At 58.1% G+C, this 26,419-nt stretch carries 15 protein-coding genes and 1 riboswitch; of the genes, 1 reads left to right on the forward strand and 14 read right to left on the reverse strand.

Annotated elements, in window-relative coordinates; all coding sequences use genetic code 11:
• Nucleotides 1-480 precede the first annotated feature (480 nt).
• From tuf to IEV00_RS04500, 5 genes are all read right to left on the reverse strand, one after another.
• Nucleotides 481-1,671 (reverse strand): elongation factor Tu, encoded by a 1,191-nt coding sequence (tuf, locus tag IEV00_RS04480; protein WP_188359090.1) that lies wholly within the window; start codon nt 1,669-1,671, stop codon nt 481-483.
• Nucleotides 1,672-1,869: 198 nt separating this feature from the next.
• Complete coding sequence (gene fusA, locus IEV00_RS04485) at nt 1,870-3,984, reverse strand: elongation factor G (protein WP_188359091.1); 2,115 nt, start codon at nt 3,982-3,984, stop codon at nt 1,870-1,872.
• Nucleotides 3,985-4,058: 74 nt separating this feature from the next.
• Entirely contained in the window at nt 4,059-4,529 is a 471-nt protein-coding gene (gene rpsG, locus IEV00_RS04490; RefSeq protein ID WP_135012878.1) for a 30S ribosomal protein S7, read from the reverse strand.
• Nucleotides 4,529-4,903: a 30S ribosomal protein S12 gene (gene rpsL / locus IEV00_RS04495; RefSeq protein ID WP_188359092.1), complete on the reverse strand. Its 375-nt coding sequence runs from the start codon at nt 4,901-4,903 to the stop codon at nt 4,529-4,531. The genes rpsG and rpsL overlap by 1 nt, the downstream gene beginning before the upstream one ends.
• A gap of 396 nt (nt 4,904-5,299) precedes the next feature.
• Entirely contained in the window at nt 5,300-7,396 is a 2,097-nt protein-coding gene (locus IEV00_RS04500; protein WP_188359093.1) for a neutral/alkaline non-lysosomal ceramidase N-terminal domain-containing protein, read from the reverse strand.
• Between the two features lie 208 nt (nt 7,397-7,604).
• Between IEV00_RS04500 and IEV00_RS04505 the strand changes: the two genes are divergently transcribed.
• Nucleotides 7,605-8,492 carry a shikimate dehydrogenase gene (locus IEV00_RS04505; RefSeq protein ID WP_188359094.1) on the forward strand — a complete coding sequence of 296 codons (888 nt, stop codon included), beginning with the start codon at nt 7,605-7,607 and terminating at the stop codon, nt 8,490-8,492.
• A gap of 91 nt (nt 8,493-8,583) precedes the next feature.
• Here IEV00_RS04505 and IEV00_RS04510 read toward each other — a convergent pair whose 3' ends face one another.
• The 9 genes from IEV00_RS04510 to narJ form a co-directional block, all read right to left on the reverse strand.
• Entirely contained in the window at nt 8,584-12,483 is a 3,900-nt protein-coding gene (locus tag IEV00_RS04510) for a DNA-directed RNA polymerase subunit beta' (protein ID WP_188359095.1), read from the reverse strand.
• A gap of 60 nt (nt 12,484-12,543) precedes the next feature.
• Nucleotides 12,544-16,056: a DNA-directed RNA polymerase subunit beta gene (gene rpoB, locus IEV00_RS04515; RefSeq protein ID WP_188359458.1), complete on the reverse strand. Its 3,513-nt coding sequence runs from the start codon at nt 16,054-16,056 to the stop codon at nt 12,544-12,546.
• A gap of 270 nt (nt 16,057-16,326) precedes the next feature.
• Nucleotides 16,327-17,811, reverse strand: coding sequence for an L-serine ammonia-lyase (locus tag IEV00_RS04520; RefSeq protein ID WP_188359096.1), 1,485 nt, complete (start codon nt 17,809-17,811; stop codon nt 16,327-16,329).
• An 84-nt stretch (nt 17,812-17,895) separates the two neighbouring features.
• The gene (gene gcvT, locus IEV00_RS04525) at nt 17,896-19,008 is read right to left on the reverse strand and encodes a glycine cleavage system aminomethyltransferase GcvT (protein ID WP_188359097.1); all 1,113 of its coding nucleotides are present in this window, start codon (nt 19,006-19,008) and stop codon (nt 17,896-17,898) included.
• Nucleotides 19,009-19,020: 12 nt separating this feature from the next.
• Nucleotides 19,021-21,858: an aminomethyl-transferring glycine dehydrogenase gene (gene gcvP / locus IEV00_RS04530; protein ID WP_188359098.1), complete on the reverse strand. Its 2,838-nt coding sequence runs from the start codon at nt 21,856-21,858 to the stop codon at nt 19,021-19,023.
• 156 nt (nt 21,859-22,014) lie between these two features.
• A riboswitch (glycine riboswitch) is annotated at nt 22,015-22,146 on the reverse strand.
• 227 nt (nt 22,147-22,373) lie between these two features.
• Nucleotides 22,374-23,276 carry a type IV toxin-antitoxin system AbiEi family antitoxin domain-containing protein gene (locus IEV00_RS04535; RefSeq protein WP_188359099.1) on the reverse strand — a complete coding sequence of 301 codons (903 nt, stop codon included), beginning with the start codon at nt 23,274-23,276 and terminating at the stop codon, nt 22,374-22,376.
• Between the two features lie 390 nt (nt 23,277-23,666).
• Nucleotides 23,667-24,884, reverse strand: coding sequence for an MFS transporter (locus tag IEV00_RS04540; RefSeq protein WP_188359100.1), 1,218 nt, complete (start codon nt 24,882-24,884; stop codon nt 23,667-23,669).
• A gap of 26 nt (nt 24,885-24,910) precedes the next feature.
• A complete protein-coding gene (gene narI / locus IEV00_RS04545) occupies nt 24,911-25,666 on the reverse strand; it encodes a respiratory nitrate reductase subunit gamma (RefSeq protein WP_188359101.1) in 756 nt (251 codons plus the stop codon).
• On the reverse strand, nt 25,663-26,418 hold the full coding sequence (gene narJ, locus IEV00_RS04550) for a nitrate reductase molybdenum cofactor assembly chaperone (protein WP_188359102.1): 756 nt from the start codon (nt 26,416-26,418) through the stop codon (nt 25,663-25,665). Before narJ ends, narI begins: the two co-directional genes overlap by 4 nt.
• Nucleotide 26,419 lies beyond the last annotated feature (1 nt).

Below are 26,419 nucleotides of genomic sequence, written 5' to 3' on the forward strand. Positions count from 1 at the left end.
ACACGTCTAGACGTGTACCCAGGGAATACAGGTGTACCTACGCCAGCCCGACAAGAAGAAACGTGTACTTTACCTATCGAGCTTCAGCGAGAGGCCATTTTTATACCAAAAATCGGAGAAAAACGGTCTAAAAATGGCCGCTCGGCGATCATGGCAGCATGTGCAGTTGCCACTGTCTCATTGAGTCGCCGTTTCAGCGACGTTTCGCCGGTCACGAACCGGCGAAACGTCGCTGAAACGGCGATATGCAACCGAAGCGGCGACTCAGTACATTGGCCCCATTCTCGATAAACGCCCAACACGTTAGTGAACCGCTTTTCTGCCACTTTCTCAGGTGAGGCACCCCGGGCTAGACACGCTTTTCTGCCTATAACCCGGCTCCTGAGCAGGGGAAGCTCAGCCTTAAACAGAAAAATCCCCCGGCATACAGCCGGGGGATTTTTCTAACTAGCTACAGCCAGTTCGCGAAAGATCTCAAACTTACTTGATGATCTTGGTAACGCGACCTGAACCAACGGTGCGGCCACCCTCACGGATAGCGAAGCCGAGGCCCTCTTCCATAGCGATGGGCTGGATGAGCTCAACGGTCATCTCAGTGTTGTCGCCAGGCATAACCATTTCGGTGCCCTCGGGGAGGGTGATAACACCGGTTACGTCAGTGGTACGGAAGTAGAACTGAGGACGGTAGTTGGAGTAGAAGGGGTTGTGACGGCCACCCTCATCCTTGGACAGGATGTAGACGTTAGCCTCGAAGTCGGTGTGGGGGGTGATGGAGCCGGGAGCTACAACAACCTGACCACGCTCAACGTCGTCACGCTTCAGACCGCGAAGCAGCAGACCGCAGTTCTCGCCTGCCCATGCTTCGTCGAGCTGCTTGTGGAACATCTCGATACCGGTAACGGTGGTCTTCTGGATGGGGCGGATACCAACGATCTCAACCTCAGAGTTGATTGCGAGGGTACCGCGCTCTGCACGGCCGGTAACAACGGTACCGCGACCGGTAATGGTGAAGACGTCCTCGATGGGCATCAGGAAGGGCTTGTCGGTCTCACGAACCGGATCGGGGATGTACTCATCGACAGCTTCCATGAGTTCCTCAACCTTAGCAACCCACTCGGGATCGCCTTCGAGAGCCTTCAGAGCGGAAACGCGGATAACGGGAGCGTTGTCGCCGTCGAACTCCTGCGAGGAGAGCAGGTCGCGAACTTCCATCTCAACCAGGTCGAGGAGTTCTTCGTCCTCAACCATGTCGGACTTGTTCAGAGCCACGAGCAGGCTGGGAACGCCAACCTGGCGAGCCAACAGAACGTGCTCACGGGTCTGAGCCATGGGGCCGTCGGTAGCAGCAACCACGAGGATTGCGCCGTCCATCTGAGCAGCACCGGTGATCATGTTCTTGACGTAGTCAGCGTGGCCGGGAGCGTCAACGTGTGCGTAGTGGCGCTTCTCGGTCTGGTACTCAATGTGAGCAATGTTAATGGTAATACCGCGCTGGCGCTCCTCGGGAGCGGAGTCGATCATACCGAAGTCGCGCTGCTCGTTGAGGTCGGGGTACTTGTCTGCCAGAACCTTGGAGATTGCAGCGGTCAGGGTGGTCTTACCGTGGTCAACGTGACCGATGGTACCAACGTTTACGTGAGGCTTGGAGCGCTCGAACTTAGCCTTAGCCAAGGGTGTTCCTCCTAGAACGATTTTGAAAAAATGCACTCGGGTTTCTCACCGGCGCAGTCCGTAATTAAACGGTCTAGCGTCTACATTAGCGGATTACGCCGATGAGTTGAAACCACTTGCACGATTCCAATGATTATTTTTCTTGAAAAGAGTTGCGGCTCACTTCAAAGGTTTCGAGAGCCGCGAAAGCGGTACGAATTACTCGCCGCGGCTCTTCTGAATGATCTCGTCAGCAACAGCCTTCGGGACCTCAGAGTAGCTATCGAAGGTCATTGAGTACACCGCGCGACCCTGAGTCTTGGAACGCAAGTCACCAATGTAACCGAACATTTCAGACAGCGGAACCAGAGCGTGAACGATCTTCACACCGGCTGCATCTTCCATGGACTGAATCTGACCACGACGGGAGTTGAGGTCACCAATCACATCGCCCATGTACTCCTCGGGGGTACGAACCTCAACGGCCATCAGCGGTTCAAGCAGTACAGGGTTAGCGCGCTTAGCGCCTTCCTTGAAGACCATTGAACCGGCGATCTTGAAGGCCATTTCAGAGGAGTCAACGTCGTGGTAAGCACCATCGATCAGGGTTGCCTTAACACCAACAACGGGGTAGCCAGCGAGGATACCGAGCTGCATGGCGTCCTGGATACCGGCGTCAACGGAGGGGATGTATTCGCGGGGAACACGGCCACCGGTCACGACGTTATCGAACTCGTAGAGCTCTTCGGAATCCAGCGGAATAGGCTCGAAGGAAACCTGCACCTTTGCGAACTGGCCAGAACCACCGGTCTGCTTCTTGTGGGTGTAGTCGACCTTCTCGACAGCCTTCTTGATGGTCTCGCGGTAAGCAACCTGGGGCTTACCAACGTTAGCCTCAACCTTGAATTCGCGCTTCATGCGGTCAACAATGATGTCGAGGTGAAGCTCGCCCATACCACCGATTTCGGTCTGACCGGTTTCTTCGTTCAGGGAAACGGTGAAGGTGGGGTCTTCAGCAGAAAGCTTCTGAATTGCGGTTGACATCTTCTCCTGGTCACCCTTGGTCTTGGGCTCGATAGCCACGAAGATCACGGGAGCGGGGAAGGTCATGGACTCCAGAACGATGGGATCTGAAATGGAGCAGAGGGTATCACCGGTGGTGGTGTCCTTCAGACCAATCGCTGCGTAGATGTGACCTGCCTGAATCTCTTCAACAGGGTTCTCCTTGTTGGAGTGCATCTGGAAGAGCTTACCGATGCGCTCCTTCTTGCCCTTGGTGGAGTTCAGAACCTGCTCTCCCTGGGTAGCCTTACCGGAGTAAACGCGGATGTAGGTCAGCTGGCCGTAGAAGGGGTGAGCTGCAACCTTGAAAGCCAGAGCAGAGAAGGGCTCTGCCGAGGAAGGCTTGCGGGTCATCTCTTCTTCTTCATTGTTGACGGCGTGACCGACCATCGCGGGTACGTCAAGAGGTGAAGGCAGGTAGTCAATCACAGCATCCAGCATGGGCTGAACGCCGCGGTTTTTGAATGCAGAACCACAGAAGACAGGGTATGCCTCGTTGTTGATGGTCAGCTGGCGAACGCCTGCCTTGATCTCCTCGAGAGACAGCTCGCCCTCTTCGAGGTACTTCTCCATGAGTTCCTCAGAAGCTTCTGCTACGTTTTCAACGAGCTCGGCACGGTACTGCTCTGCCTTTTCCTGCAGGTCAGCGGGGATTTCCTGGATTTCGTAGGAAGCACCCATGGTCACGTCGCCCTTGGCATCGCCGGGCCAGACGTAGGCCTGCATGGTGAGCAGGTCAACGACGCCGATGAAGTCGTTTTCAGCGCCGATGGGCAGCTGCATAACGAGGGGCTTAGCGCCGAGGCGCTTGACGATGGTGTCTACGGTGAAGTAGAAGTCTGCACCCAGCTTGTCCATCTTGTTGACGAAGCAGATGCGGGGAACTTCGTACTTGTCAGCCTGGCGCCAAACGGTTTCAGACTGGGGCTCAACGCCTTCCTTGCCGTCGAACACTGCAACAGCGCCGTCGAGGACGCGCAGTGAACGCTCAACTTCAACGGTGAAGTCAACGTGGCCGGGGGTGTCGATGATGTTGATCTGGTTGTTCTTCCAGAAGCAGGTGGTTGCCGCGGAGGTAATGGTAATACCGCGTTCCTGTTCCTGAGCCATCCAGTCCATAGTGGACGCACCGTCGTGGGTTTCACCGATCTTGTGGTTGATACCGGTGTAGAAGAGGATGCGTTCGGTGGTGGTGGTCTTACCGGCGTCAATGTGCGCCATAATACCGATGTTGCGGACCTTATTCAGGTCGGTAAGCACGTCTAGTGCCACTTTGTTCTCCCTTGTGAGAAACTCCGAAAGCCTGCCGCTATGTACGTATGTAATAACGGCAGGCTACGAAGAAATTACCAGCGGTAGTGTGCGAAGGCCTTGTTGGACTCGGCCATCTTGTGAGTGTCTTCGCGACGCTTCACAGCGGCACCGAGACCGTTGGATGCATCCAGGATCTCGTTCATGAGACGCTCGGTCATGGTCTTCTCGCGGCGGAGCTTTGAGAAGCCAACGAGCCAGCGCAGGGCCAGAGCGGTTGCGCGGCCTGCACGAACTTCGACGGGGACCTGGTAGGTCGCGCCGCCAACGCGGCGTGAGCGGACCTCGAGTGAAGGCTTGACGTTGTCCATTGCCTTCTTGAGGGTTACTACGGGGTCTGCGCCGGTCTTCTGGGCAACACCTTCGAGGGCACCGTAAACGATGCGCTCAGCGGTTGACTTCTTGCCGTCCAGCAGAACCTTGTTGATGAGCTGGGTAACCAGTGGTGAGCCGTAAACGGGGTCGTTTACGAGGGGACGCTTAGGAGCGGGACCCTTACGAGGCATTACTTCTTCTCCTTCTTTGCGCCGTAGCGTGAACGAGCCTGACCGCGGCCCTTAACGCCCTGGGTATCCAGTGCGCCACGTACAATCTTGTAACGAACACCGGGGAGGTCCATCACACGACCACCGCGAACGAGCACGATGGAGTGTTCCTGAAGGTTGTGGCCCTCACCGGGGATGTATGCGGTAACCTCGACGCCGCCGTTGAGCTTAACACGTGCGACCTTACGCAGTGCTGAGTTCGGCTTCCTCGGGGTGGTGGTGTATACACGGGTGCATACGCCACGCTTCATGGGGTTGCCCTTAAGTGCGGGCGCCTTGGTCTTTACGACCTTAGGAGTACGGCCCTTACGGACCAACTGCTGAATTGTAGGCACATTATCTCCTGATATTCGGGCCGGCTTTTCACGGCCCTACATCTTTGATTGCTTCAGCTGCTTGCGCAGTTGAGTTTCGACGAAGTCAGCGTTTAGGTTTGCTTTCTTAGTCAGCGCTAAAGTAGAAAAACTTTCTGGGCATGCGTAAAGATGGCATTTAGGAGTCAGATCAAACCGATCAACACCAAAGGACTGTATCCATACTGCCATTGATTCGAAGCCCACCTAGCTTGACCGTTCAACGCTGGTTTGCGCCGACTCTCAACACGTTCTGATGACGTATTGGTGCACTGAAGCTAAGTACTTCGTATGAAACTATATCGGTAATTGGCACCTTAATCTACCCGTGCCAGGCGATTAAAAAGGGCTTTAACCGCCCAGCTACGGAGATATCAGTCACTTAACCTGAAATTCAGAGCTGGTTCCGGTAAAGGGCGTGATTTTGCCCGAGGAATCTTTGGAGTCTCCGTGGTAGACAATCCGGTAGGTCCCGGCCTCTGCATCGGCGGGGATATTCCAGCTAATGGTAACCCTGGATTGGGCAGCCAGCCTGCGCTGCCAACTAAAAGTCGTCTCTGGATCGTTGTCTCCGGTCACGTAAACCCAGTGCTGACCGTCGAAGCGCTGAATCTCTAGGTAGCTTCCTCCGTGCTTGAGATTATTGTTGGGGTGTGCCCCCACGAACTCGGCCGAAACAGTCTCCCCACGAGAGGTATCGGCAGGGGCGACGGTCTGCTCACCAAACTGCTTTCCAGCTCCGGGCAGATCATAGAGTACCTTGCCCTGGGCAGAGGAAACAGTGGCGGGAGTAGGCGCCTTCTCCCCCAGTTCAAGTTCTCGGTTCTCCCTCATTGAAAGCCCAACGGTGTTGAGCACCTGCCGGAAGGCTCCCATGGAGTACCGGCCAAAGATAGTAGCCCCGCCCTCATACTGCTGGGCATCGTATTCCTCGGGGGTGGTGACGTAGTGGGCATAGGCGTTGGTATAGCCCTGCACGATAATGTGGGATTCATCCACCCCGAAGAGCTCCGCCATATCCTTGCGGTACTGCACGCCCACCGCGCCCGTCATTTCACCGGGAAGACCCAGAATGTAGTAGTCGCCAAAGCGCATAATCTGCACGGGAAGTTTCTCTTGTACAGCATCAACCGCTCCCACTGCAAGCAGATTATCCTTGGGCGCCTGACATTCTTTAAGCTCAGGCGATATCTTGTAGGTGGCCTCTGCCAAGGCACCGAAGAAGGGGTTGGCGCCGACCCCCTCGCCGAAGACGTCTAGCCCTCCGCCGCCGTCCTCAACAGAACCCGCGGCGAAAGACTGCCCCAGCGAGGCGTCACAGGTATGCTGCACCTTTCCCGTGCCGGAGAACTTGGGCATCACCGGAATGTTTGAAAAGTCGGCGTAGTGGATTGCAGAATCTAGGCCCTGGCCCACCGGGTCGCCATTCTCAACAAGTTGCGCGCGCACGGCATCAGCCTGCTTTGTGCCCTGAATCTTCATGTTCTCCACCTGGTCTTCGGTGGGGCCTGAACCGGGCCGCAGGTTGGTGTTGGGCGAGACGTCGCCGGTGTTGGAGTTGGCGAAGGCGGCCACAAAACCGTCGCCGGCGCCGCTGTAGTGGTCAACCCCGTGGTCCTCGTGCTCAATCAGCCACTGGGCATAGCCCTTGTTATCGGTGGAAACCAGGGTGTTTTTGCTAGTGAGCGAGGTGGGATGAATTGCAAACCAGTTGATGAGAGCCCGGGTCTGCCCGTCACGCTCGAGTCGTAGAGTGATATTGGTGGGGTCGGCACCGTCCACCAGCTCATCGGTGAGATAGGCGGGGTCATTCGCCTGAGCCTCAGCAGAACGCTGCGCGCCAACTCCGGTCAGCTTCGACTGAGAAACAGTCAGATTGCCCGGCGCCAAATCGGCGTGGGCCCGGTTGATAGCCTCCATGGCGCCGTCAACGGTGGCTTCAAAGGTATCTTGGTGCCAGCCCAGGGTAGTGACGTTATAGAGGGAATAGCGGGTGACCCCGCCCGGCGCTGCATGGGTGTGGCTGGCGGTAATCATAATGTTGGATTCGCCGTAGTCGCTCCCCCACTGTTGCTGAACTCGCCGAATAACCTCATCGCGCACGCTCTCGGTGGCGGTGAGCTGATCGAGCACCACAATCAGGTTGGACTGTCCGCTTGCCGGGTCTTTCACCTCAAAGGCACGGGCAAACTGGCGGTTCATCAGCCCGGTTCCCGTCTGAGAGCTATCGCCGTAGCCCATGAAACCTACCTCGGCGGGCTCGCCGGTCATATCGGCAACTCCTGCCCCCACCAGGTAGGGGTTCTCTTGGGTTACTGCCGCTGTAGGTTCCGCTAGCGGCAGCTGCCCCAGGGCAAGACCGCAGGCGGCGAGCAAAACGAAAGCTCCTTTGGCCCTCAAGGAGTGACGGATTTTCTTCTCACCAACGGTAGGGCTCCAGCTCCTACCTCCGGCGCGTACTGATTCAGTGACCATGGTTCCCCCAATAGAAATATGATGTGTGTTGCTGGTTACGCCAGCGTGTCACACAGCCAGGTTACCGGCTGGCAAGTTTTACCGCTCTCCCTTGGATGTCCCTACTTATGCGAGCTGTCTCAATCTCGCATTCCGGCCCTCGTTCAAGGTCAGGATATTCAGCGGTCTACAATGAGGAGCGCAAAACATTAGCGGTGAAAGGAGACTCATGAGCCGGGTAGGCGAGTCATATCTGGTGGGATTAATCGGTAGCGGTATCTCCCGCTCTCTCACACCTCCCATGCACGAGAGGGCCGCCGACCTGTTGGGCCTACGCTACCTCTACCGACCACTCGATATAGATTCTTTGGGCCCTAACCACTCCGCCTATGCCGCCGAAGAATGCGGGGAGATTCTTGAGCACGCTCTCGAACTGGGTTTCAACGCTTTCAACGTTACCCACCCCTGTAAGCAGCTGATTATGCAGCACCTTGATTCAATCTCAGCCAGCGCGGCTCAGATGGGCGCTGTTAACACCGTGGTCTTGCGCGAGGGAAAAACCGTTGGCTACAACACCGACTATTCCGGATTTGTGACCGCGCTACAGGAGGGGCTGGCCCCCTCACCCGAAGACCTTGAGGCAGTGGTTCAGCTCGGAGCCGGGGGTGCTGGCTCAGCCACCTCTTATGCCCTGCTCTCTCAAGGCACCCGTCAACTGTTCATCTCTGATCTTTCGCTGACCAAGGCCGAGGAAATGGCTCATCATCTTCAAACCCTCTTCCCCGCATCAGAGGTCAACGCGATTACTCCCGAGAACCTACCCGAGATTATGCCGCTAGCCCGGGGACTCGTCAATGCCTCCCCCATCGGTATGCACCACCACCCCGGCTCTCCCCTAGACCTCAACCTTCTTCGCGCTGACCTCTGGGTAGCCGACGTCATCTACCTGCCCCAGGAAACCCCGCTGATTGCCCATGCCCGTTCCCTGGGTGCTCGGGTTTTGCCCGGTGGCTTGATGGCAGTGGGCCAGGCAGTCGATGCCTTCGAGCTGATTACCGGGCACCGCCCCGATATAAAGGCAATGACCACCCACTTCCTTTCGCTCTTAGAGGGTTAGCGCCGTCCTCTCTTTCCCATAAGAAACAAGCGCGGCCCCTCCCTTTCGGGAGGGGCCGCGCTTACTTTATCTCAGCCGGAGCTCGCTCGGTTTACTTACCGAAGTCGTAGTCGTCCAGGGGAATTGCCTGGAACTCAGCGGAGATGGAACCCTCGTTCTCAGCTGCGTAGCTGAAATCGTTGAAGCCGGTGGAGGAAGCCTGGAAAAGCTGCTCACGGGCCTCGTCGGTGGGCTCAACCTCAACATCGTTGTAACGAGCCAGGCCGGTACCGGCCGGGATCAGCTTACCGATGATGACGTTCTCCTTCAGTCCAACCAGCGGATCTTCCTTGCGCTCCATAGCCGCCTGAGTCAGAACTCGGGTGGTCTCCTGGAAGGACGCCGCGGACAGCCAGGACTCGGTAGCCAGCGATGCCTTGGTAATACCCATCATCTCGGGGCGACCGGCAGCCGGACGCTTGCCCTCAGACAGTGCCTTACGGTTAGCGGTCTGGAAGACGATGTTCTCCACCAGCTCACCGGGCAGAAGGTCGGTATCGCCGGAGTCAATCACGGTTACACGACGTAGCATCTGGCGAACAATCACCTCAACGTGCTTGTCGTGGATACCCACACCCTGGGAGCGGTAGACGCTCTGAACCTCGTCCACCAGGTGCTTCTGAGCCTCACGGGGACCACGAATACGCAGAACCTCCTTGGGGTCAACAGCACCGGCAACCAGCTGATCGCCAACCTCTACGTGGTCGCCCTCAGCAACGTTCAGGCGGGCACGGCGCAGAACCGGGTAAGCCATAGGCTCGTCGCCGTTATCGGGGGTCACGATAACCTTCAGGGACTTCTCGGTATCCTCGATGGTCACACGACCTGCCACCTCGGAGATCGGAGCAACGCCCTTGGGGGTACGCGCTTCGAAGAGCTCCTGAATACGGGGCAGACCCTGGGTAATATCATCTGCCGATGCCACACCACCGGTGTGGAAGGTACGCATGGTCAGCTGGGTACCGGGCTCACCAATGGACTGAGCCGCGATAATACCCACAGCCTCGCCGATGTCTACCAGGTTGCCGGAAGCCATGGAGCGACCGTAGCAGTGGGCACACACACCAACAGCGGACTCACAGGTCAGCACGGAGCGAACCTTGACTTCCTTCACGCCGGCCTTGAAGAGCTTGTCGATTACCAGATCGGAAACATCCGCACCGGCCTCAGCCAGAACGGTGCCGTCCTCAGCCTTGACATCAACAGCAAGCGCACGACCGTGGATGGAAGACTCAACGTTTTCGTGCAGGGAAACTGCACCGGTCTCTTCGTCAACCTCGACCAGGGGCAGGTTCAGACCGCGGCGGGTACCGCAGTCCTCTTCACGCACAATTACGTCCTGAGAGACGTCCACCAGACGACGGGTCAGGTAACCGGAGTTTGCGGTACGCAGCGCGGTATCAGCCAGACCCTTACGCGCACCGTGGGTTGCGATGAAGTACTCCAGAACGGTCAGGCCTTCGCGGTAGGAAGACTTGATCGGACGGGGCATAATTTCGCCCTTGGGGTTTGCCACCAGACCGCGGATACCGGCAATCTGACGAACCTGCATCCAGTTACCACGCGCACCCGAGGTCACCATACGGTTAATGGTGGTGTTCAGGTTAGCCAGGTTTTCCTTCATGGAATCCGCAACCTCATCGGTTGCCTTGGTCCAGATGTCGATAAGCTCGGTACGACGTTCATTATCGTCAATCAGACCCATGTCGAACTGACCCTGAATATCTGCTGCCTGCTTCTCGTAGTTAGCCATAATCTCAGGCTTGGTCGGAGGAGCAGCAATATCGGTCACAGCCACGGTCACGCCGGAGCGAGATGCGTAGTAGAAACCGGTGTTCTTCAGGTTATCCAGTGAACGCGCGACGACGTCCATGGGGTACTTCTCAGCCAGATCGTTAATCAGCGCGCCCAGGGACTTCTTGGCGGCAACGCCAGAGTACCAGGGGTAATCAGCGGGCAGAGCCTGGTTAAAAATAACCTGACCCAGGGTGCACTCGAAGAGAATGTCATCGCCTTCGGTGTAGCCCTCGGGGAACTCGAAGTCCTCAGGAGCAACGAATTCCTCTGCGGTGAAGCGGATCTTGATCTTGGAGTAGAGCTCTACCTCGTGCAGGTCCAGAGCCATCAGGGCCTCAGCCAGAGAAGAGAAAGTACGGCCTTCACCCGGAGCATCATCGCGAGGAGTGGTCAGGTGGAAGAGACCGATAATCATATCCTGGTCAGGCACAGCAACGGGACGACCGTCGGAGGGCTTGAGGATGTTGTTGGAGGACAGCATCAGAATGCGAGCCTCAGCTTGAGCCTCAGGTGAGAGGGGCAGGTGAACCGCCATCTGGTCGCCGTCGAAGTCAGCGTTGAACGCCGAGCACACCAGCGGGTGCAGCTGAATAGCCTTACCTTCAACCAGCTGGGGTTCGAAGGCCTGGATACCCAGACGGTGCAGGGTGGGTGCACGGTTCAGCAGCACGGGATGCTCGGTGATGATCTCTTCGAGAACATCCCACACCTGGGAGCGGGAACGCTCCACCATGCGCTTAGCGGACTTGATGTTCTGAGCGTGGTTGAGGTCAACCAGACGCTTCATCACGAAGGGCTTGAAGAGCTCCAGAGCCATCTGCTTGGGCAGACCACACTGGTGCATCTGCAGCTGGGGGCCACCGACGATCACCGAACGACCGGAGTAGTCAACGCGCTTACCCAGCAGGTTCTGACGGAAACGACCCTGCTTACCCTTGAGCATGTCTGACAGAGACTTCAGCGGGCGGTTACCGGGGCCGGTCACGGGGCGGCCGCGGCGACCGTTATCGAAGAGCGAGTCCACAGCTTCCTGTAGCATACGCTTCTCGTTGTTCACGATGATTTCGGGAGCACCGAGATCCAGCAGACGCTTCAGGCGGTTGTTACGGTTGATCACACGACGGTAGAGGTCGTTGAGGTCGGAGGTCGCAAAGCGGCCGCCGTCCAGCTGAACCATGGGGCGCAGTTCCGGAGGGATAACCGGAACAGCCTCAAGCACCATACCCAGAGGTGAGTTGGTGGTGGTCAGGAAGGAGTTAACAACCTTCAGACGCTTCAGGGCACGAGTCTTACGCTGGCCCTTACCGGTCTGAATAATCTCGCGAAGAGCTTCTGCCTCGCCCTCCATATCGAAGTTCTCCAGGCGCTTCTTAATAGCCTCAGCGCCCATGGAGCCCTCAAAGTACATGCCGTACTTATCGACCATGGCACGGTAGAGAGCCTCATCGCCTTCAAGGTCAGCGACCTTGAGGTTCTTGAAGCGATCCCAGACCTTTTCCTCGAACTCAAGCTCGCGCTCAGCGTTCTTGCGTACGGAGGCCATCTGGCGCTCTGCCGACTCGCGCAGCTTGCGCTTCTCAGCAGCCTTGCCACCCTCGGCCTCAATACGAGCCAGCTCCTGCTCGGTCTCAACAGCAATCGCGTTGATGTCCGAAGCCAGCTGGTCCTCCAGAGCCTTGCGGTCGCGCTGGTAAGCGGCTTCGAGGTTAGGCAGATCGTCGTGACGAGCTTCTTCGTCGACGTCGGTAATCATGTAGGCAGCGAAGTAAATGATCTTCTCGAGATCCTTCGGAGCCAAATCCAGCAGGTAGCCCAGGCGGGAGGGAACACCCTTGAAGTACCAGATGTGAGTAACAGGAGCTGCCAGCTCAATGTGACCCATGCGCTCACGGCGAACCTTAGCGCGAGTCACCTCAACGCCACAGCGCTCACAGATAATGCCCTTGAAGCGTACGCGCTTGTACTTACCGCAGTAGCATTCCCAGTCGCGGGTGGGGCCGAAGATACGCTCGTCGAAGAGGCCTTCCTTCTCCGGCTTCAGGGTTCGGTAGTTAATGGTTTCCGGCTTCTTGACCTCGCCGTAAGACCAGCTGCGGATATCCTCAGCGGTGGCCAGGCCAATACGCATCAAACCGAGTGAAGATTCGTTGGACATGTGTCCTTTTCTCTTTTCAGTAGTTGTGAAGACTTATTCGTATAGAAGTAATGAACCGGCTTAGACCTCTTCAACAGAGCTGGGCTCTGCGTGGGAAAGGTCAATGCCCAGGTCATCTGCTGCACGGAAGCCTTCATCTTCAGCATCGCGCATTTCGATGGTCTTACCCTCGGTTGAGAGCACCTCAACGTTCAGGCACAGGGACTGCATTTCCTTGATGAGAACCTTGAAGGACTCGGGAACACCCGGTTCGGGGATGTTCTCGCCCTTGACAATCGCCTCGTAGACCTTCACGCGACCGTTGACGTCGTCGGACTTGATAGTCAGGATTTCCTGCAGGGTGTAGGCGGCGCCGTATGCTTCCAGCGCCCACACTTCCATCTCACCAAAGCGCTGGCCACCGAACTGAGCCTTACCACCCAGGGGCTGCTGGGTAATCATGGAGTAAGGACCGGTGGAACGAGCGTGAATCTTGTCGTCTACCAGGTGGTGCAGCTTCAGGATGTACTGGTAACCCACGGAAACGGGCTCGGGGAAGGGCTCACCGGAGCGACCGTCGAGCAGGCGAGCCTTACCGGAGCTGTTGATCAGACGATCGCCGTCGCGGTTGGGGTTCGCGTGGTCGAGCAGGTCGAACAGTTCGTCCTCACCAGCGCCGTCGAAGACCGGGGTTGCCACGTTGGTGGGGCCGGTTTCCTTGGGGAAGTTCGGCAGCTTGTCGAGCCAGGCGGGGTTTCCGTCAATCTTCCAACCCTGCTTAGCCAGCCAGCCGGTGTGAACCTCAAGTACCTGACCGATGTTCATACGGCCGGGAACACCCAGCGGGTTCAGAATAATGTCAACGGGGGTGCCGTCTTCCATGAAGGGCATATCTTCCACGGGAAGAATCTTGGTAATAACACCCTTGTTACCGTGGCGACCCGCCAGCTTATCGCCAACGGTGATCTTACGCTTCTGGGCAACGTAGACGCGCACCAGCTGGTTGACGCCCGAGGGCAGATCCTCTTCGTCGGTCTCGCGGTCGAAGATACGAACGCCGATCACGGTACCGGACTCGCCGTGGGGCACCTTCAGGGAGGTGTCACGAACTTCGCGGGACTTCTCGCCGAAGATAGCGCGCAGCAGGCGCTCCTCGGGGGTCAGCTCGGTCTCGCCCTTGGGGGTTACCTTACCCACCAGGATGTCACCGGACTCAACCTCAGCACCAATGTGGATGATGCCGCGCTCGTCCAGGGCAGAGAGAACGTCCTCAGACACGTTGGGGATGTCACGGGTAATCTCTTCGGCACCAAGCTTGGTGTCGCGAGCATCAATCTCGTGTTCCTCAATGTGAATCGAGGTCAGCACATCATCGGAGATCATGCGCTGGGAGAGGATAATGCCATCCTCGAAGTTGAAGCCTTCCCACGACATGTAAGCAACCAGCAGGTTCTTACCCAGTGCCAGCTCACCGTTGTCGGTGGAGGGGCCGTCTGCAATCAGGCCGGCAGCCTCAACGCGGTCGCCCACCTTAACAACCACACGGTGGTTGTAGCAGTTACCGGGGTTAGAACGCTGGAACTTAGAAATCGGGTAGGAGGAGGTGGTGCCGTCGTCATTACGAACAATCACCAGATCAGCCGAAACCTCGGAAACCACGCCTGCCTTCTTAGCCAGCACGGAGTCACCGGAGTCAATAGCTGCGTAGCGCTCCATACCGGTACCAACCACGGGAGCCTCAGACTGCAACAGCGGCACAGCCTGGCGCTGCATGTTAGCACCCATCAGTGCTCGGTTAGCGTCGTCGTGTTCCAGGTAAGGAATCAGAGCGGTTGCAACGGACACCATCTGGCGGGGCGAAACGTCCATGAACTGAACGTCGGTTGCCTCAACCAGCACCGCCTCACCGGAGCCATCGCCTGCACGGCAGAGAACCTCGTCCTCGGCAAAACGCATCTCGTCGTTCAGGGGTGCGTTAGCCTGCGCGATGATCGCGCCCTTTTCGTCGTCGGCGGTCAGGTAAACAACCTTGTCGGTGACCTGGCCGTTCTCAACGCGGCGGTAGGGGGTCTCGATGAAACCGAAGGGGTTGATACGGGCGTAGGTTGCCAGCGAACCAATCAGACCAATGTTGGGGCCTTCAGGGGTTTCAATGGGGCACATACGGCCGTAGTGGGAGGGGTGCACGTCTCGCACTTCCATGCCCGCGCGATCACGGGAGAGGCCGCCGGGGCCCAGAGCGGAAAGACGGCGCTTGTGGGTCAGACCAGCCAGCGGGTTGTTCTGATCCATGAACTGGGAGAGCTGCGAGGTACCGAAGAACTCCTTGATCGATGCAACCACCGGGCGGATGTTGATCAGGGTCTGCGGGGTGATTGCCTCAACGTCCTGGGTGGTCATACGCTCGCGGACGACGCGCTCCATGCGGGAGAGGCCGGTGCGGATCTGGTTCTCGATCAGTTCGCCAACAGCGCGAATACGGCGGTTACCAAAGTGGTCGATATCGTCAGTATCAACGCGGATGTCGGTCTCTTCGCCGTCACGAATGCCCTTGATGGAGGTGCCACCGGCGTGCAGGGTCACCAGGTAACGAATCATTGCGGCGATGTCGTCCTGAGACAGAACCATTGCCGAAGGATCGTTCAGGGGCATGTCGATACCCAGCTTGCGGTTGACCTTGTAGCGGCCCACCTTGGCCAGGTCATAGCGCTTGGGGGTGAAGTACATGTTGTCCAGCAGCGCCTGAGCTGCATCAACCGTGGGGGGCTCGCCCGGGCGGAGCTTGCGGTAGATATCCAGCAGAGCTTCATCGCGGTTGGAGACAGTGTCTTTCTCCAGGGTCGCGCGAATCGAATCGAACTCGCCGAATTCCTCAAGAATCTTAGCTTCGGTCCAGCCGAGAGCCTTCAGCAGAACGGTCACCGACTGCTTGCGCTTGCGGTCCAGGCGAACGCCCACCTGGTCGCGCTTATCAATTTCCAGCTCGAACCATGCACCGCGGGAGGGGATGATCTTGGCTGAGTAGATGTCTTTATCAGAGGTGCGGTCAGCCGACTTCTCAAAGTAGGCGCCGGGAGAACGAACCAGCTGGGAAACAACAACGCGCTCGGTACCGTTAATCACGAAGGTACCGGACTCGGTCATGAGCGGGAAGTCACCCATGAACACGGTCTGCTGCTTGATTTCGCCGGTGTTGTTGTTCATGAATTCGGCCTTGACGTACAGCGGAGCTGCGTAGGTCGCATCGCGATCCTTGCACTCTTCCATGCTGTACTTGGGGTCAGCGAATTCGGGGTCGGAGAATGACAGGGACATGGTGCCCTGGAAGTCTTCGATCGGTGAGATTTCTTCGAAGATTTCAGCCAGACCTGAGATGGTCTGCACCGAAGTATCACCGGTCTCTACAGCCTTGGCAGCCTTTTCTGCCCAGCGCTCGTTGCCCACGAGGCGGTCAAAGCTGTCAGTCTGCAAAGCGAGCAGGTTAGGAACCTGCAGCGGCTCTGAAATTTTTGCGAATGAAATACGGCGGGGTGAACCGTCAGGGTTCAGTGCGCCGTTAGCGGCTTCGTTGTTAGAGGTGCTCGAGGCGACCAAGTTGGATCCTTCCACAGACCTTTTCTTCGTACTCACTACCCCGCAAAACACGAAGAAAGCCGCAGGTTTCTGCTGAAAATCACAACACGCACAGCACTAAAAGAGTGTTGGGCTGCTGGGATCGTAGACAAAACTGGACTATTTTCGGCTCTGTATCACCCATGCCCACCGCTATATGAAGGCACTCAGGTTAGGGATAGCGCAAATATTCACAATACACCAAACGAGGGTGTGTGTCTATACAGTCTGCGGAAGGATTTTGCAACTTTACTAGCACTCCACCACGTTCACCGCCAGGCCGCCCATCGAGGTTTCCTTGTAGCGGTTAGACATGTCTTCGCCGGTCTGGCGCATAGTTTCGATGACCTGGTCAAGCGAAACCCGGTGCTCGCCGTCCCCGCGTAGCGCCATCTTGGCGGCGTTGATAGCCTTGGCTGCCGCCATAGCGTTGCGCTCGATGCAGGGAATCTGTACCAGGCCGCCCACCGGGTCGCAGGTCAGGCCCAGGTTGTGTTCCATGGCGATTTCGGCGGCATTTTCGATCTGCTCGTTGGTGCCACCCATCGCCTGGGCGAGGCCGGCTGCCGCCATGGACGACGCCGTGCCCACCTCCCCCTGGCACCCCACTTCTGCGCCGGAGATAGAAGCGCGCTTCTTGTAGAGGGCTCCCACCGCTGAGGCCGCAAGGAAGAAGTCCACCACGGTCTGGTTGCGCTTGGCCTCGCCACAGTGGCGAATACCGGGCAGGTAGTTCATGGTGTAGTGGAGCACCGCTGGAATGATGCCGGAGGCGCCGTTGGTCGGCGCGGTGACGATGCGGCCGCCAAAGGCGTTTTCCTCATTGACGGCGAGCGCAATCAGGTTGACCCATTCCATCCAGTATTCGGGGGATTTGCTGGGGTCTTCGCTGAGAAGGTCGCGGTGCCAGGCACCGGCGCGGCAGCGCACTTTCAGGGGGCCCGGCAGGTAGCCCACGCGGGAGAGGGAAGATCCAATGCACTCCTGCATTACTTTGCGGATGGAGAGAATACCCTCTCGAATTTCCTCCTCGCTGCGGGCTGAGAGTTCGTTCTGCATCTTCAGCTGGGCGATGGAGAGGCCGGCGCCGTTGGCCATATCGACCAGTTCTTCGCCGGATCCGAAGGGATAGGGCGCCTCGGTCAGGCCGCTACCGGCGGTGTTATCTTCGTTTTCTTCCACCACGAAGCCGCCGCCGATAGAGAAGTAAGTTCGTTCAAGAAGCAGTTTCTCTGCGGAGTCCCAGGCCGCGACCTTAATACCGTTGGTGTGGCGAGGGAGCACGGTGAGCGGGCGCAGGGTCATGTCGGCCTCACGGTAGTTAACGGTGGGCCCAGAAATTTTGCCGCTGTTATTTTTGGGGTGGCCGCCCTCAAATTCGGCGGCGCGGAAACCCGCCAGCGGCAGAGTTCCGTCTACCTGGTTGCGGTTGATAAATTGCTCGGATTCGGCAATATCAATGATTTCGGGTACAAAGCCCGCCAGGCCCTTCAGCGCTGCCGACATCGTGCCGTGGCCTGCGCCGGTGGCGGCGAGGGAGCCGTAGAGATCAATGTGCACCTTTGCTACCTGATCTAGCTGGCCGGTTTCAATAAGTTCGGTGACAAAGCGGTTGGTGGCGCGCATGGGCCCCACGGTGTGGGAGGATGAGGGGCCAACGCCAATCGAGAACATTTCGAAGACGGAAATATCGTAGTCCAGGGCTTCTGCCTGAACCTGTTCTGAACTGATGTTCATGTTCGCTCCTTGGTGGGTGAGCGGGTTACGGGCGCCAGCGGGGTGTGCTGGCGCCCGTTTCTTACTGTGTGCGGGTGAGCGGCTCTACTGTGAGCGTGAGTAGAAGGGCAGCTCTACCACGTCAAAGGGAGCCCTCTTTCCGCGGATATCCACCTCGATGGTGGAGCCGGTTTTCGCGTACTTGCTCTCTAGCAACGCCATGGCAATCGGATAGCCCAGGGTCGGGGAGGGAATACCGGAGGTAATCTCGCCAACTTCCGCCTCGCCGTCCATCAGCTTGGCGCCGGCGCGCCCGGGGCGCTTTCCCTGTGCCTTGAGTCCGATGAGGACGCGCGGGGCTTCGGTTTTCGCCGCCTCGGCCAGGGCCTCGCGACCCACGAAGTCCGCGGTTTTCTTGTCCAGGGCAATCTCTACCAGCCGGCCCAGGCCTGACTCAAAGGGGGTGATCTCCAGGCCCAGCTCGTGGCCGTAGAGGGGCATGCCCGCTTCCAGACGCAGAGAGTCGCGAGCTGCCAGACCGGCGGGCTTCAGACCGTGGGGCTGGCCAGCTGCTAAAGCGGCGTCCCAGATCTGCTCCGCCTGTGAATTGGGCACGTAGATCTCAAAGCCGTCTTCGCCGGTGTAGCCGGTGCGGGCCAGCAGCACCTCAACGCCTGCCAGTTTCATCGGGGTGGCGGCGTAGTAGCGCAGCTCCTTGACCGCCTGCGGGTCAGAGGGCTCCATCTCCAGCAGGATTTCTTCTGCCTTGGGGCCCTGAACAGCCACCAGGCCGGTGAGCTCAGACTCGTTGGTGAGCTCCACGTCAAAGTCACCCTTGCGAGCGCTAAAGGCCTCAAAGTCCACCTCAACGTTGGCGGCGTTAGGCACCACCAGGAATTCGTCCTCAGCCAGGCGGTAGGTAATCAGATCGTCGATCACTCCCCCGGCTTCGTTTACCAGAATCGAATACTTGGCCTTGCCCACCTTGAGCACACCCATGTTAGAAACCAGGGTGAAATCCAAGAACGCTGCGGCGTCGGGGCCCTTGATACGGAACTCGCCCATGTGGGAGAGGTCAAAGAGCCCGGCGGCCTCGCGCACGGCGTGGTGTTCAGCGACGTCATTCTCATACTTCAGCGGCATATCCCAGCCACCGAAGTCGGTGAAGGAGGCTCCCAGCTCAGCGTGCTTTTCGTGCAGTGCAGTGTGCTTAGTCATGTCTATCAGAACCTACTTTGCTTCCAGATCGAAGGCTTCTAGGGGAGGGCACTCGCAGACCAGGTGGCGGTCGCCACCGGCGCCGTCGATACGTCCCACCGAGGGGAAGTACTTGGCCAGGCGCAGGGCGCTCACCGGGTAGGCGGCCTGGGCGCGGGTGTAGGGGCGGTTCCAGGTATCTGCGGTGAGGACGTCGGCGGTGTGGGGGGCGTTGCGCAGCACCGACTCTTCGAGGGCGACGGTACCTGCCGAGACTTCCTTAATCTCGGCGTGGATCGTGCGCATTGCCTCGATAAAGCGGTCGAGTTCTTCAAGGTTCTCAGACTCGGTGGGCTCCACCATCAGGGTTCCGGGAACGGGGAAGGCCAGGGTGGGAGCGTGGAAGCCGAAGTCAATCAGGCGCTTGCAGACATCCTCTGCGGTGACTCCCGACTCGGCGGTGAGCTGCCGCAGATCCAGGATGCACTCGTGGGCTACCAGACCGTGGTCGCCGGTGTAGAGAACCGGGAAGAGCTCGTTGAGCTCGTGGGCAATGTAGTTGGCGTTGAGAATAGCGTACTCGGAAGAGGACTTCAGCCCCTCAGCGCCGGTCATTGCAATGTACATCCAGGAAATAGGCAGCACACCGGCAGAACCAAACATCGCCTGCGAAATCGGCAGGGGGGCCTTCGCCAGCTTACCCTCAGCATCTGCCTCATAGCCGTTACCGGGCAGGTACTTTTCCAGGTGCTGGCGCACCGCCACGGGGCCAACGCCGGGACCACCGCCGCCGTGAGGAATAGAGAAGGTCTTATGCAGGTTCAGGTGCGAGACATCGCCACCGAACTTGCCGGGCTGGGCCAGACCCATCTGAGCGTTGAGGTTGGCGCCGTCCACATACACCTGACCGCCGGCGTCATGCACCAGCTGGCAGACCTCAACCACCTGCTCCTCGAACACGCCGTGGGTGGAGGGGTAGGTAATCATGATGCCGGCAACGGTATCGCCGTACTTCTCAATCTTGAGCTTGAGATCGTCAACGTCGATAGAGCCGTCCTCAGCGGTTGCCACGCCGGCGACCGAAAGGCCGGCCAGAGCAGCCGAGGCGGCGTTGGTGCCGTGAGCAGACATGGGAATCAGCACCACGGTGCGCTGGTCATCGCCGTTTGCCTTGTGGTAGGCCCGAATAGCGCGCAGGCCCGCGTACTCGCCGGAAGCACCGGAGTTGGGCTGCAGAGAAATCGCATCGTAGCCGGTAATGGCAACCAGCCAGGTCGAGAGCTCATCAATCAGAGCCTTCCAACCCTTCGCCTGGTCAGCAGGAGCAAGCGGGTGAATCGTGGCAAACTCAGGCCAGGAGATGGGCTCCATCTCGGCGGCTGCGTTGAGCTTCATGGTGCAGGAACCCAGCGGAATCATGGTGCGGTCCAGCGCCAAATCCTTATCGGAAAGGCGGCGCAGGTAGCGCATCATGGCGGTCTCCGAGCGGTAGGTGTGGAAGACCGGGTGCTGCATAAACTCATCGGTGCGCAGGAACTCTTCGGCGATACCGTATTCGTCGGTCTCCCCCAGCTCACCGCCGAGAGCCTCTACGAGAGCCGCCAGAACGTCGTCCCCGTGAGATTCACCCACCGAAATAGAGATGCGGTCATCGTTAATCTTGCGGATATTGATACCAGCCTTCAGTGCGGCCGCAACCAGCTGATCGGCCTTGCCCTCGGTATCGAAAGCAACGGTGTCAAAGAAGTTCTGGTGCACCAGCTTCAGACCTGCTTCAACACCGGCAGCGGCAACTCGGGCGGCGTTATCGTGCAGGCGGTTGGCAATCGCCCGCAGGCCCTCGGGGCCGTGGTAAACCGCGTAGGCACCGGCAGCAATAGCCAGCAGAGCCTGGGCGGTACAAATGTTGGAGGTGGCCTTCTCGCGGCGGATATGCTGCTCGCGGGTCTGGAGGGCCAGGCGGTAGGCGGGCTTACCGGCGGTGTCGGTAGAAACACCCACCAGGCGGCCGGGCAGGTTACGCTCCATACCCTTATGCACCGCCATGTAGGCAGCGTGAGGGCCACCGTACCAGAGCGGCAGGCCAAAGCGCTGGGTATTGCCCACCGCCACGTCTGCGCCCAGCTCGCCCGGGGACTTCAGCAGGGTCAGCGCCAGCAGGTCAGCGGCAACGGTCACCAGGGCGTTACGCTCGTGGGCCTGGTCGATGAGGGGCTTGATGTCGCGGATCTCGCCGTCGTGAGCGGGATAGGAGAGGACGACGCCGTAGAGGTCGCCCTCGGGCAGACCGTCAGCAAAATCGGTCACCACGAAATCGATGCCGAGAGCCTCAGCTCGACCGCGCACCACAGAAAGAGTCTGGGGAAGGCAACGGGAATCAATAGCAAAGAAGCCGTTCTTAACCTTCTTATTTGCCCGGTGCATCATTACAGCCGCTTCGGCTACAGCGGTGGATTCATCGAGCAGGGAGGCGTTGGCAATCTCCAGGCCGGTCAGCTCCATGACCACGTTCTGGAAGTTCAGCAGGGCTTCCAGGCGGCCCTGGGAAATCTCCGGCTGGTAGGGAGTGTAAGAGGTGTACCAGCCCGGGTTCTCCAGAATATTGCGGCGGATCACCGCGGGAGTGATGGAATCATAGTAGCCCGCGCCAATCATCTGGTTCATCACCGTATTCTGCGCTGCGTACTCAGCCAGCTTCGCCTGGGCCTCGCTCTCACTCAGCGGTGCGGGCAAATCAAGGTCATCCTCAAGCCTGATGGAGTCGGGAACAACGGTGTCAACCAACTCGTCGAGGGTCTCAAAACCCACGGTCTTGAGCATAAAATCACGGTCGGATTCGCGGGGGCCAAGGTGGCGGTCAATGAATGACATAGAGCAAACTCCTGGTCAGATTCTCGACCCCGGTTCTGGGGTCTTGATCTCCCCGCTCTGTTCCTAACCTGAGAGTTTTAGCCCGGTTTCTGCCTTTGACGGCAAAAGCCAGGTTTGCCCCTGCGGTGGGGCTCGTGTGCCCCTCTTCAGAGTCGCCTACACTACGCGGTACTTTTGCCTGAGAGTTTCCCGGGAAGATCTTGCTCCTTCGGCGCCAGCTTTTCTGCGGCCTACCCGGACTTGCCTGGGTTAGCCTCACAAAAGACCGGTCTCTCCCGCGCGTGATGAGCGGCTATTAACAACTCTTAAAGTGTGCCACACAACAGAGGTAAGCACCAGTTCCCCTAGACCTCGGGGAGGGTACTACCCGGCTCGCCGTCATTCTGTACAGGGTTATCTTGGAGGCTGTCATTTTGTACAGGTTTGTCTCGGGTGTACAGAGGTAACCCTGTACGCCCGAGACAAACCTGTACAAAAGGGGAATCTCTCTCCCCGCGGAGCCAGCGACGACGCCGCTATAAGCTGGCGAGGTAGCGCGAAAGCTGGTTTTTGAAGAGACCCGGATTTTTAAAGACCTCATTCCAGGTGACCCGAAAAATCCTCTCCCCCGAGTTAAGGAAGTCTTTTTCCCGCTGTCTCTCGTGCATCACCGCCTGATCGGTGGGGCCGAAAGAGGTGTACTTGATCAGACCGTCGTACTCCACATAAACCGAGAAGTCAGGCAGATAAAAGTCAGCCCGATACATTCGACCCCCGAGCGAAATCCACACCTGCTCATGGTAGGAAACCCCCATTTCGTCAAGAAGCAAGCGGGTAAGGGTCTCCCCCGGCGACTCAGACTTGTTACTCATGCTCCTGGCCACCCTTGCCACTGCTTTTCGATGGTGGCCCTGGTATTCCAGCATCTTGGTTCTCAAAGTCTCTATCTCGATGAGCTGCATCCTCAGGGCCGAGTCTGCCAAAACCACCGCTTCGCGGAAAGACAGCACACAGCAACAATCAATCACGGTTGTTGCAATATCGGTGGTTACCGCACCACACCGGGTCAGCCGTGTTTCGGTAGTAGGTTTGAGCTTCACGTGTTTTACAATTCCCGGCGTTGAGCCCCTGGAATTTGGCCTACAGTACACATGAATCCTCTGGGGCAGGCTAATCAGTGAAAGCGAATTGAGCATAGCAGCAGACTGATGAGAAAAGACTGTTCTCGGCACCGATTTGAAGTACCCCACCACGTGCAGAAGCGGATGCTCCCACTTCTTAAGCTCTGCCACCTGGCTCGGGTAGACATAGACCCCACGACGGATTCTTGCAAGCTCTCCCCGATAGACCAGACTCTGAATGGTGGCATCGGAAAACCGTGCTTCCCTCAAATCCCGATAGGTGTGAATCAGCGGGAAAATTTCGTCGATTGTTTTCATGAGAACAGTGTGCCCCGCTATAACCTTTCGCGGTGGCCCAGCTCAAAATCTGTGGATAAAACCCGGCGTTTTTCTTCTTCTTTTAGGGTTATCCACAGATTTTCTGTGTGAAGTATTCCTCAGCCCGTCCAAATGTGGCCGGTTGGGCATAAGGCACGCCGTCATTTTGTACAGGTTTGTCTCGGGTGTACAGAGATATCTCTGTACACCCGAGACAAACCTGTACAAACCGGGAGCCGACATGAAAAAGCCGGCTCCTACACAGCACATGTGTGTAGAAGCCGGCTCCTTAGCAGAGGAGGCTTGGGGTCCAACTAGCCTGCCAGCGCACCGTTAGTCAACTAGCCGGGTGGCGACTGAGCGAGCCAGCTACCATACTGTCAATCCCGCTTACTTAGCCTTGGGCTTGCTTCCGTTCTTGATAAAGAGCGAAATCAGCAGAGCCACACCGGCGGTAATTGCCAGGGCAACCTGCGCCCAGAAGTAATGGGTGGTAGCGCCGTAGACAGCGCCCATCACCAACGGCGGGAAGTAGCCACCCAGGCCGCCGGCAGCAGAAACCAGGCCGCCCACGGTTCCGGTGTCCTCGGGCTTGGCTGCCCGGCCTACCCAGCCAAAGACAGTACCGGTGCCAAAGCCCACGAAAATCGCCATGATGATAAAGAGGGCGTAGTAGATAGCCGGGGAAGCAAACTGCTGGGCAATCAAAAGCGAGAGCACAATGACGGCGGTGAACATCACCAGGGTCACGGGGCGGGGGCCCAGCTTATCTGCTGCAATGCCACCGAAGGGGCGGGCAATCACGGCAAAGGCAGCGAACATAGCTGCGAAGGTACCCGCTGCAACGCCGTCAAAGTTGTAGACGTTGCCCATGTAGGTGGGCAGGTAGTTGGAGAAGGCAACAAAGGCACCGAAGATCACGCCGTAGATGAAGCACAGCTGCCAGGTGGCGATATCGCCCAGGGCGTGCTTGATCTTGGGTAGCATGGGCTGGGCTTTCTTACCCTTGGTGGTCGGAGAGTCCTCGATAAAGAACCACACGATCACCGCGTAAATCAGCGCAATGGCAGCGATGATGAGGTGGGTGGGAAAGTAGCCAAAGGCATTGACCATGCGGGGGTTGAAGAAAGCTGCCACCGCGGTACCGATCATGCCCATGCCGAAGATACCGGTTGCCAGGCCCTTGCGGTGGGGTTCATACCAGGAGGCCGAGAAAGGAATACCCACGGCAAAGATAGAGCCGCCGATACCCAGGAAGAAGGCCGAGACCATCAACAGCGGGTAGTTACCGGTCTGGCCCACCAGAGCGGTAACCAGCACCATGATTGAGGTGAGTACCAGCAGGCAGGTGAACATAATTCGGCCGCCCAGTTTATCGGTGAGAGCGCCCACGGGAATACGCGCTACCGAACCAACAATCACGGGCATAGCAATCAGGGCCGATAGCTGACCGGGGGTGAGGTTGAAAGCCTCTTTGTAGTAGGACTTCGCCAGGGGGCCAATCATGGTCCAACCCCAGAAGCCAATGGTGGAGGCGAGGGTTGCCATGATGACGTTTTTGAGCTGACCTTTGAGCTGCGGGTCGCGCTCAGCGGTGTGTGTAGACATTATTTTCGCAATCTATCTCAAAGAAACTATTTCAGAAGTGATTCTCGGTCTGAGGTACCCACCGGGTCCCAACCTCGACGGCCACCGGGCTTTTCGCCACCGCGGGAGCGGTAGACGATGTAGGGGCGGAAGAGGTAGTGGAAGGGTGCGGTGAAAGCGTGCACCAGGCGGGTAAAGGGCCACAGAATAAAAAGCACAAAGGCTGAAATGATGTGGATCTTGAATTCCAGCGGGACGTCGTGCATCAGCGAAACTTCGGGCTGGAAGATAAAGAGGGAACGGAACCAGGGGGAAATATCGGCCCGGTAGTTGTGGCCGTGGGGCCCCTGGAAAGCGCTAATGACGGTAACAGCCATGCCAAAGGCGATGGTGGCCATCAGCAGAACGTACATGATTTTGTCGTTGACGGTGGTGGCGGCAAAAACCGACTTGTTGGTGCGGCGGCGGAAGACCATCACAATCAGACCCAGCAGGGTGACCAGGCCAAAAGGAATACCCATAATCAAAGCACCACCAATGTGGTACATGTCTTCGGTAATGCCCACCGCCTCAGTCCAGGACTGGGGAATCATCAGGCCCACCACGTGGCCGCCAAAAACACCCAGCATGCCGTAGTGGAAGAGCGGCGAGGCAAACTTCAGCAGCTTAGATTCGTAGAACTGAGAAGAACGGGTGGTCCAGCCGAACTGATCATACTTGTAACGCCAAATGGTGCCACCCACCAGAATGACTACTACAACATACGGCAACACACCCCAGAGAAAGATATCTAGGATACTCATGGGTTGCTCCTTACAGAGGGGGTAGTTGAGGGTTGAAGAAGAGGTAGAAGACGGGGGTCAGAGGAGTCCAGACCCACCTGTTCTGTGGGCGGTCCAAAGCCAGCCATCTCCTGGATCTGCTGCGCGTTCTCCGGCGACTCGCCCGGCAGAGTTGCGCAGATGCACTCGAGCAGACCGTGGAAGGCCAGTGCGTCGTCGCGCAAAGCCAAGCGCAGCATCTCCAAAGAGGGCCGGTAGGCCTGAAGCGCCGCGCGTCCTGCCTTTCGATCCACCAGCGCCGCAAACTCAAGCACCAGCGGCAGGTGGTCGGGTAGCTCACCGTGGAGGTCGGTAACCATACCGGAGTCTCGGTACATCTTCTTGAAGCGGGCCAGGGCTTCACCGCGGCGGCGGGTATCGCCCTCGGTCCAGTAGGAGAGGTGGAAGGCGTGACGCCGCGAGAGGTCGTACTCCTGCGTAAATTCCGCGGCAATGTCGGCCAGCGGGGCCGAATGATACCAGTCGGCCACGTCAGCCACCGCCTGCTCAAAGGCGGGGTTATCGATGGACGACGCCAGTCGGCTCAGCTCCGGAAGAAGGTCGCGCACCTCTTCGGAGGGGTAGCGCATTAGCACCGAGGAGACCTGGTAAATCACCGCGTCAGTCTCAGCACCCTCGCCCCAGTCAATATCAAAAGGGTCACCGCTGGCGGGGCGGGCCGGTTCAGTTACCGCACCCGCCTTGCCCAGCAGTTTAGAAAAGAAACCTGCCACG

The organism is Rothia aerolata (assembly GCF_014635585.1).
Classification (GTDB): domain Bacteria; phylum Actinomycetota; class Actinomycetes; order Actinomycetales; family Micrococcaceae; genus Rothia; species Rothia aerolata.

Coding starts and splice junctions, on each gene's coding strand:
- gcvP (WP_188359098.1), bottom strand. CDS start 21,858: ATGTCATTCATTGACCGCCACCTTGGCCCCCGCGAATCCGACCGTGAT.
- IEV00_RS04540 (WP_188359100.1), bottom strand. CDS start 24,884: ATGTCTACACACACCGCTGAGCGCGACCCGCAGCTCAAAGGTCAGCTC.
- IEV00_RS04510 (WP_188359095.1), bottom strand. CDS start 12,483: ATGTCCAACGAATCTTCACTCGGTTTGATGCGTATTGGCCTGGCCACC.
- IEV00_RS04505 (WP_188359094.1), top strand. CDS start 7,605: ATGAGCCGGGTAGGCGAGTCATATCTGGTGGGATTAATCGGTAGCGGT.
- IEV00_RS04520 (WP_188359096.1), bottom strand. CDS start 17,811: ATGAACATCAGTTCAGAACAGGTTCAGGCAGAAGCCCTGGACTACGAT.
- narI (WP_188359101.1), bottom strand. CDS start 25,666: ATGAGTATCCTAGATATCTTTCTCTGGGGTGTGTTGCCGTATGTTGTA.
- rpsG (WP_135012878.1), bottom strand. CDS start 4,529: ATGCCTCGTAAGGGTCCCGCTCCTAAGCGTCCCCTCGTAAACGACCCC.
- IEV00_RS04500 (WP_188359093.1), bottom strand. CDS start 7,396: ATGGTCACTGAATCAGTACGCGCCGGAGGTAGGAGCTGGAGCCCTACC.
- IEV00_RS04535 (WP_188359099.1), bottom strand. CDS start 23,276: ATGAAAACAATCGACGAAATTTTCCCGCTGATTCACACCTATCGGGAT.
- gcvT (WP_188359097.1), bottom strand. CDS start 19,008: ATGACTAAGCACACTGCACTGCACGAAAAGCACGCTGAGCTGGGAGCC.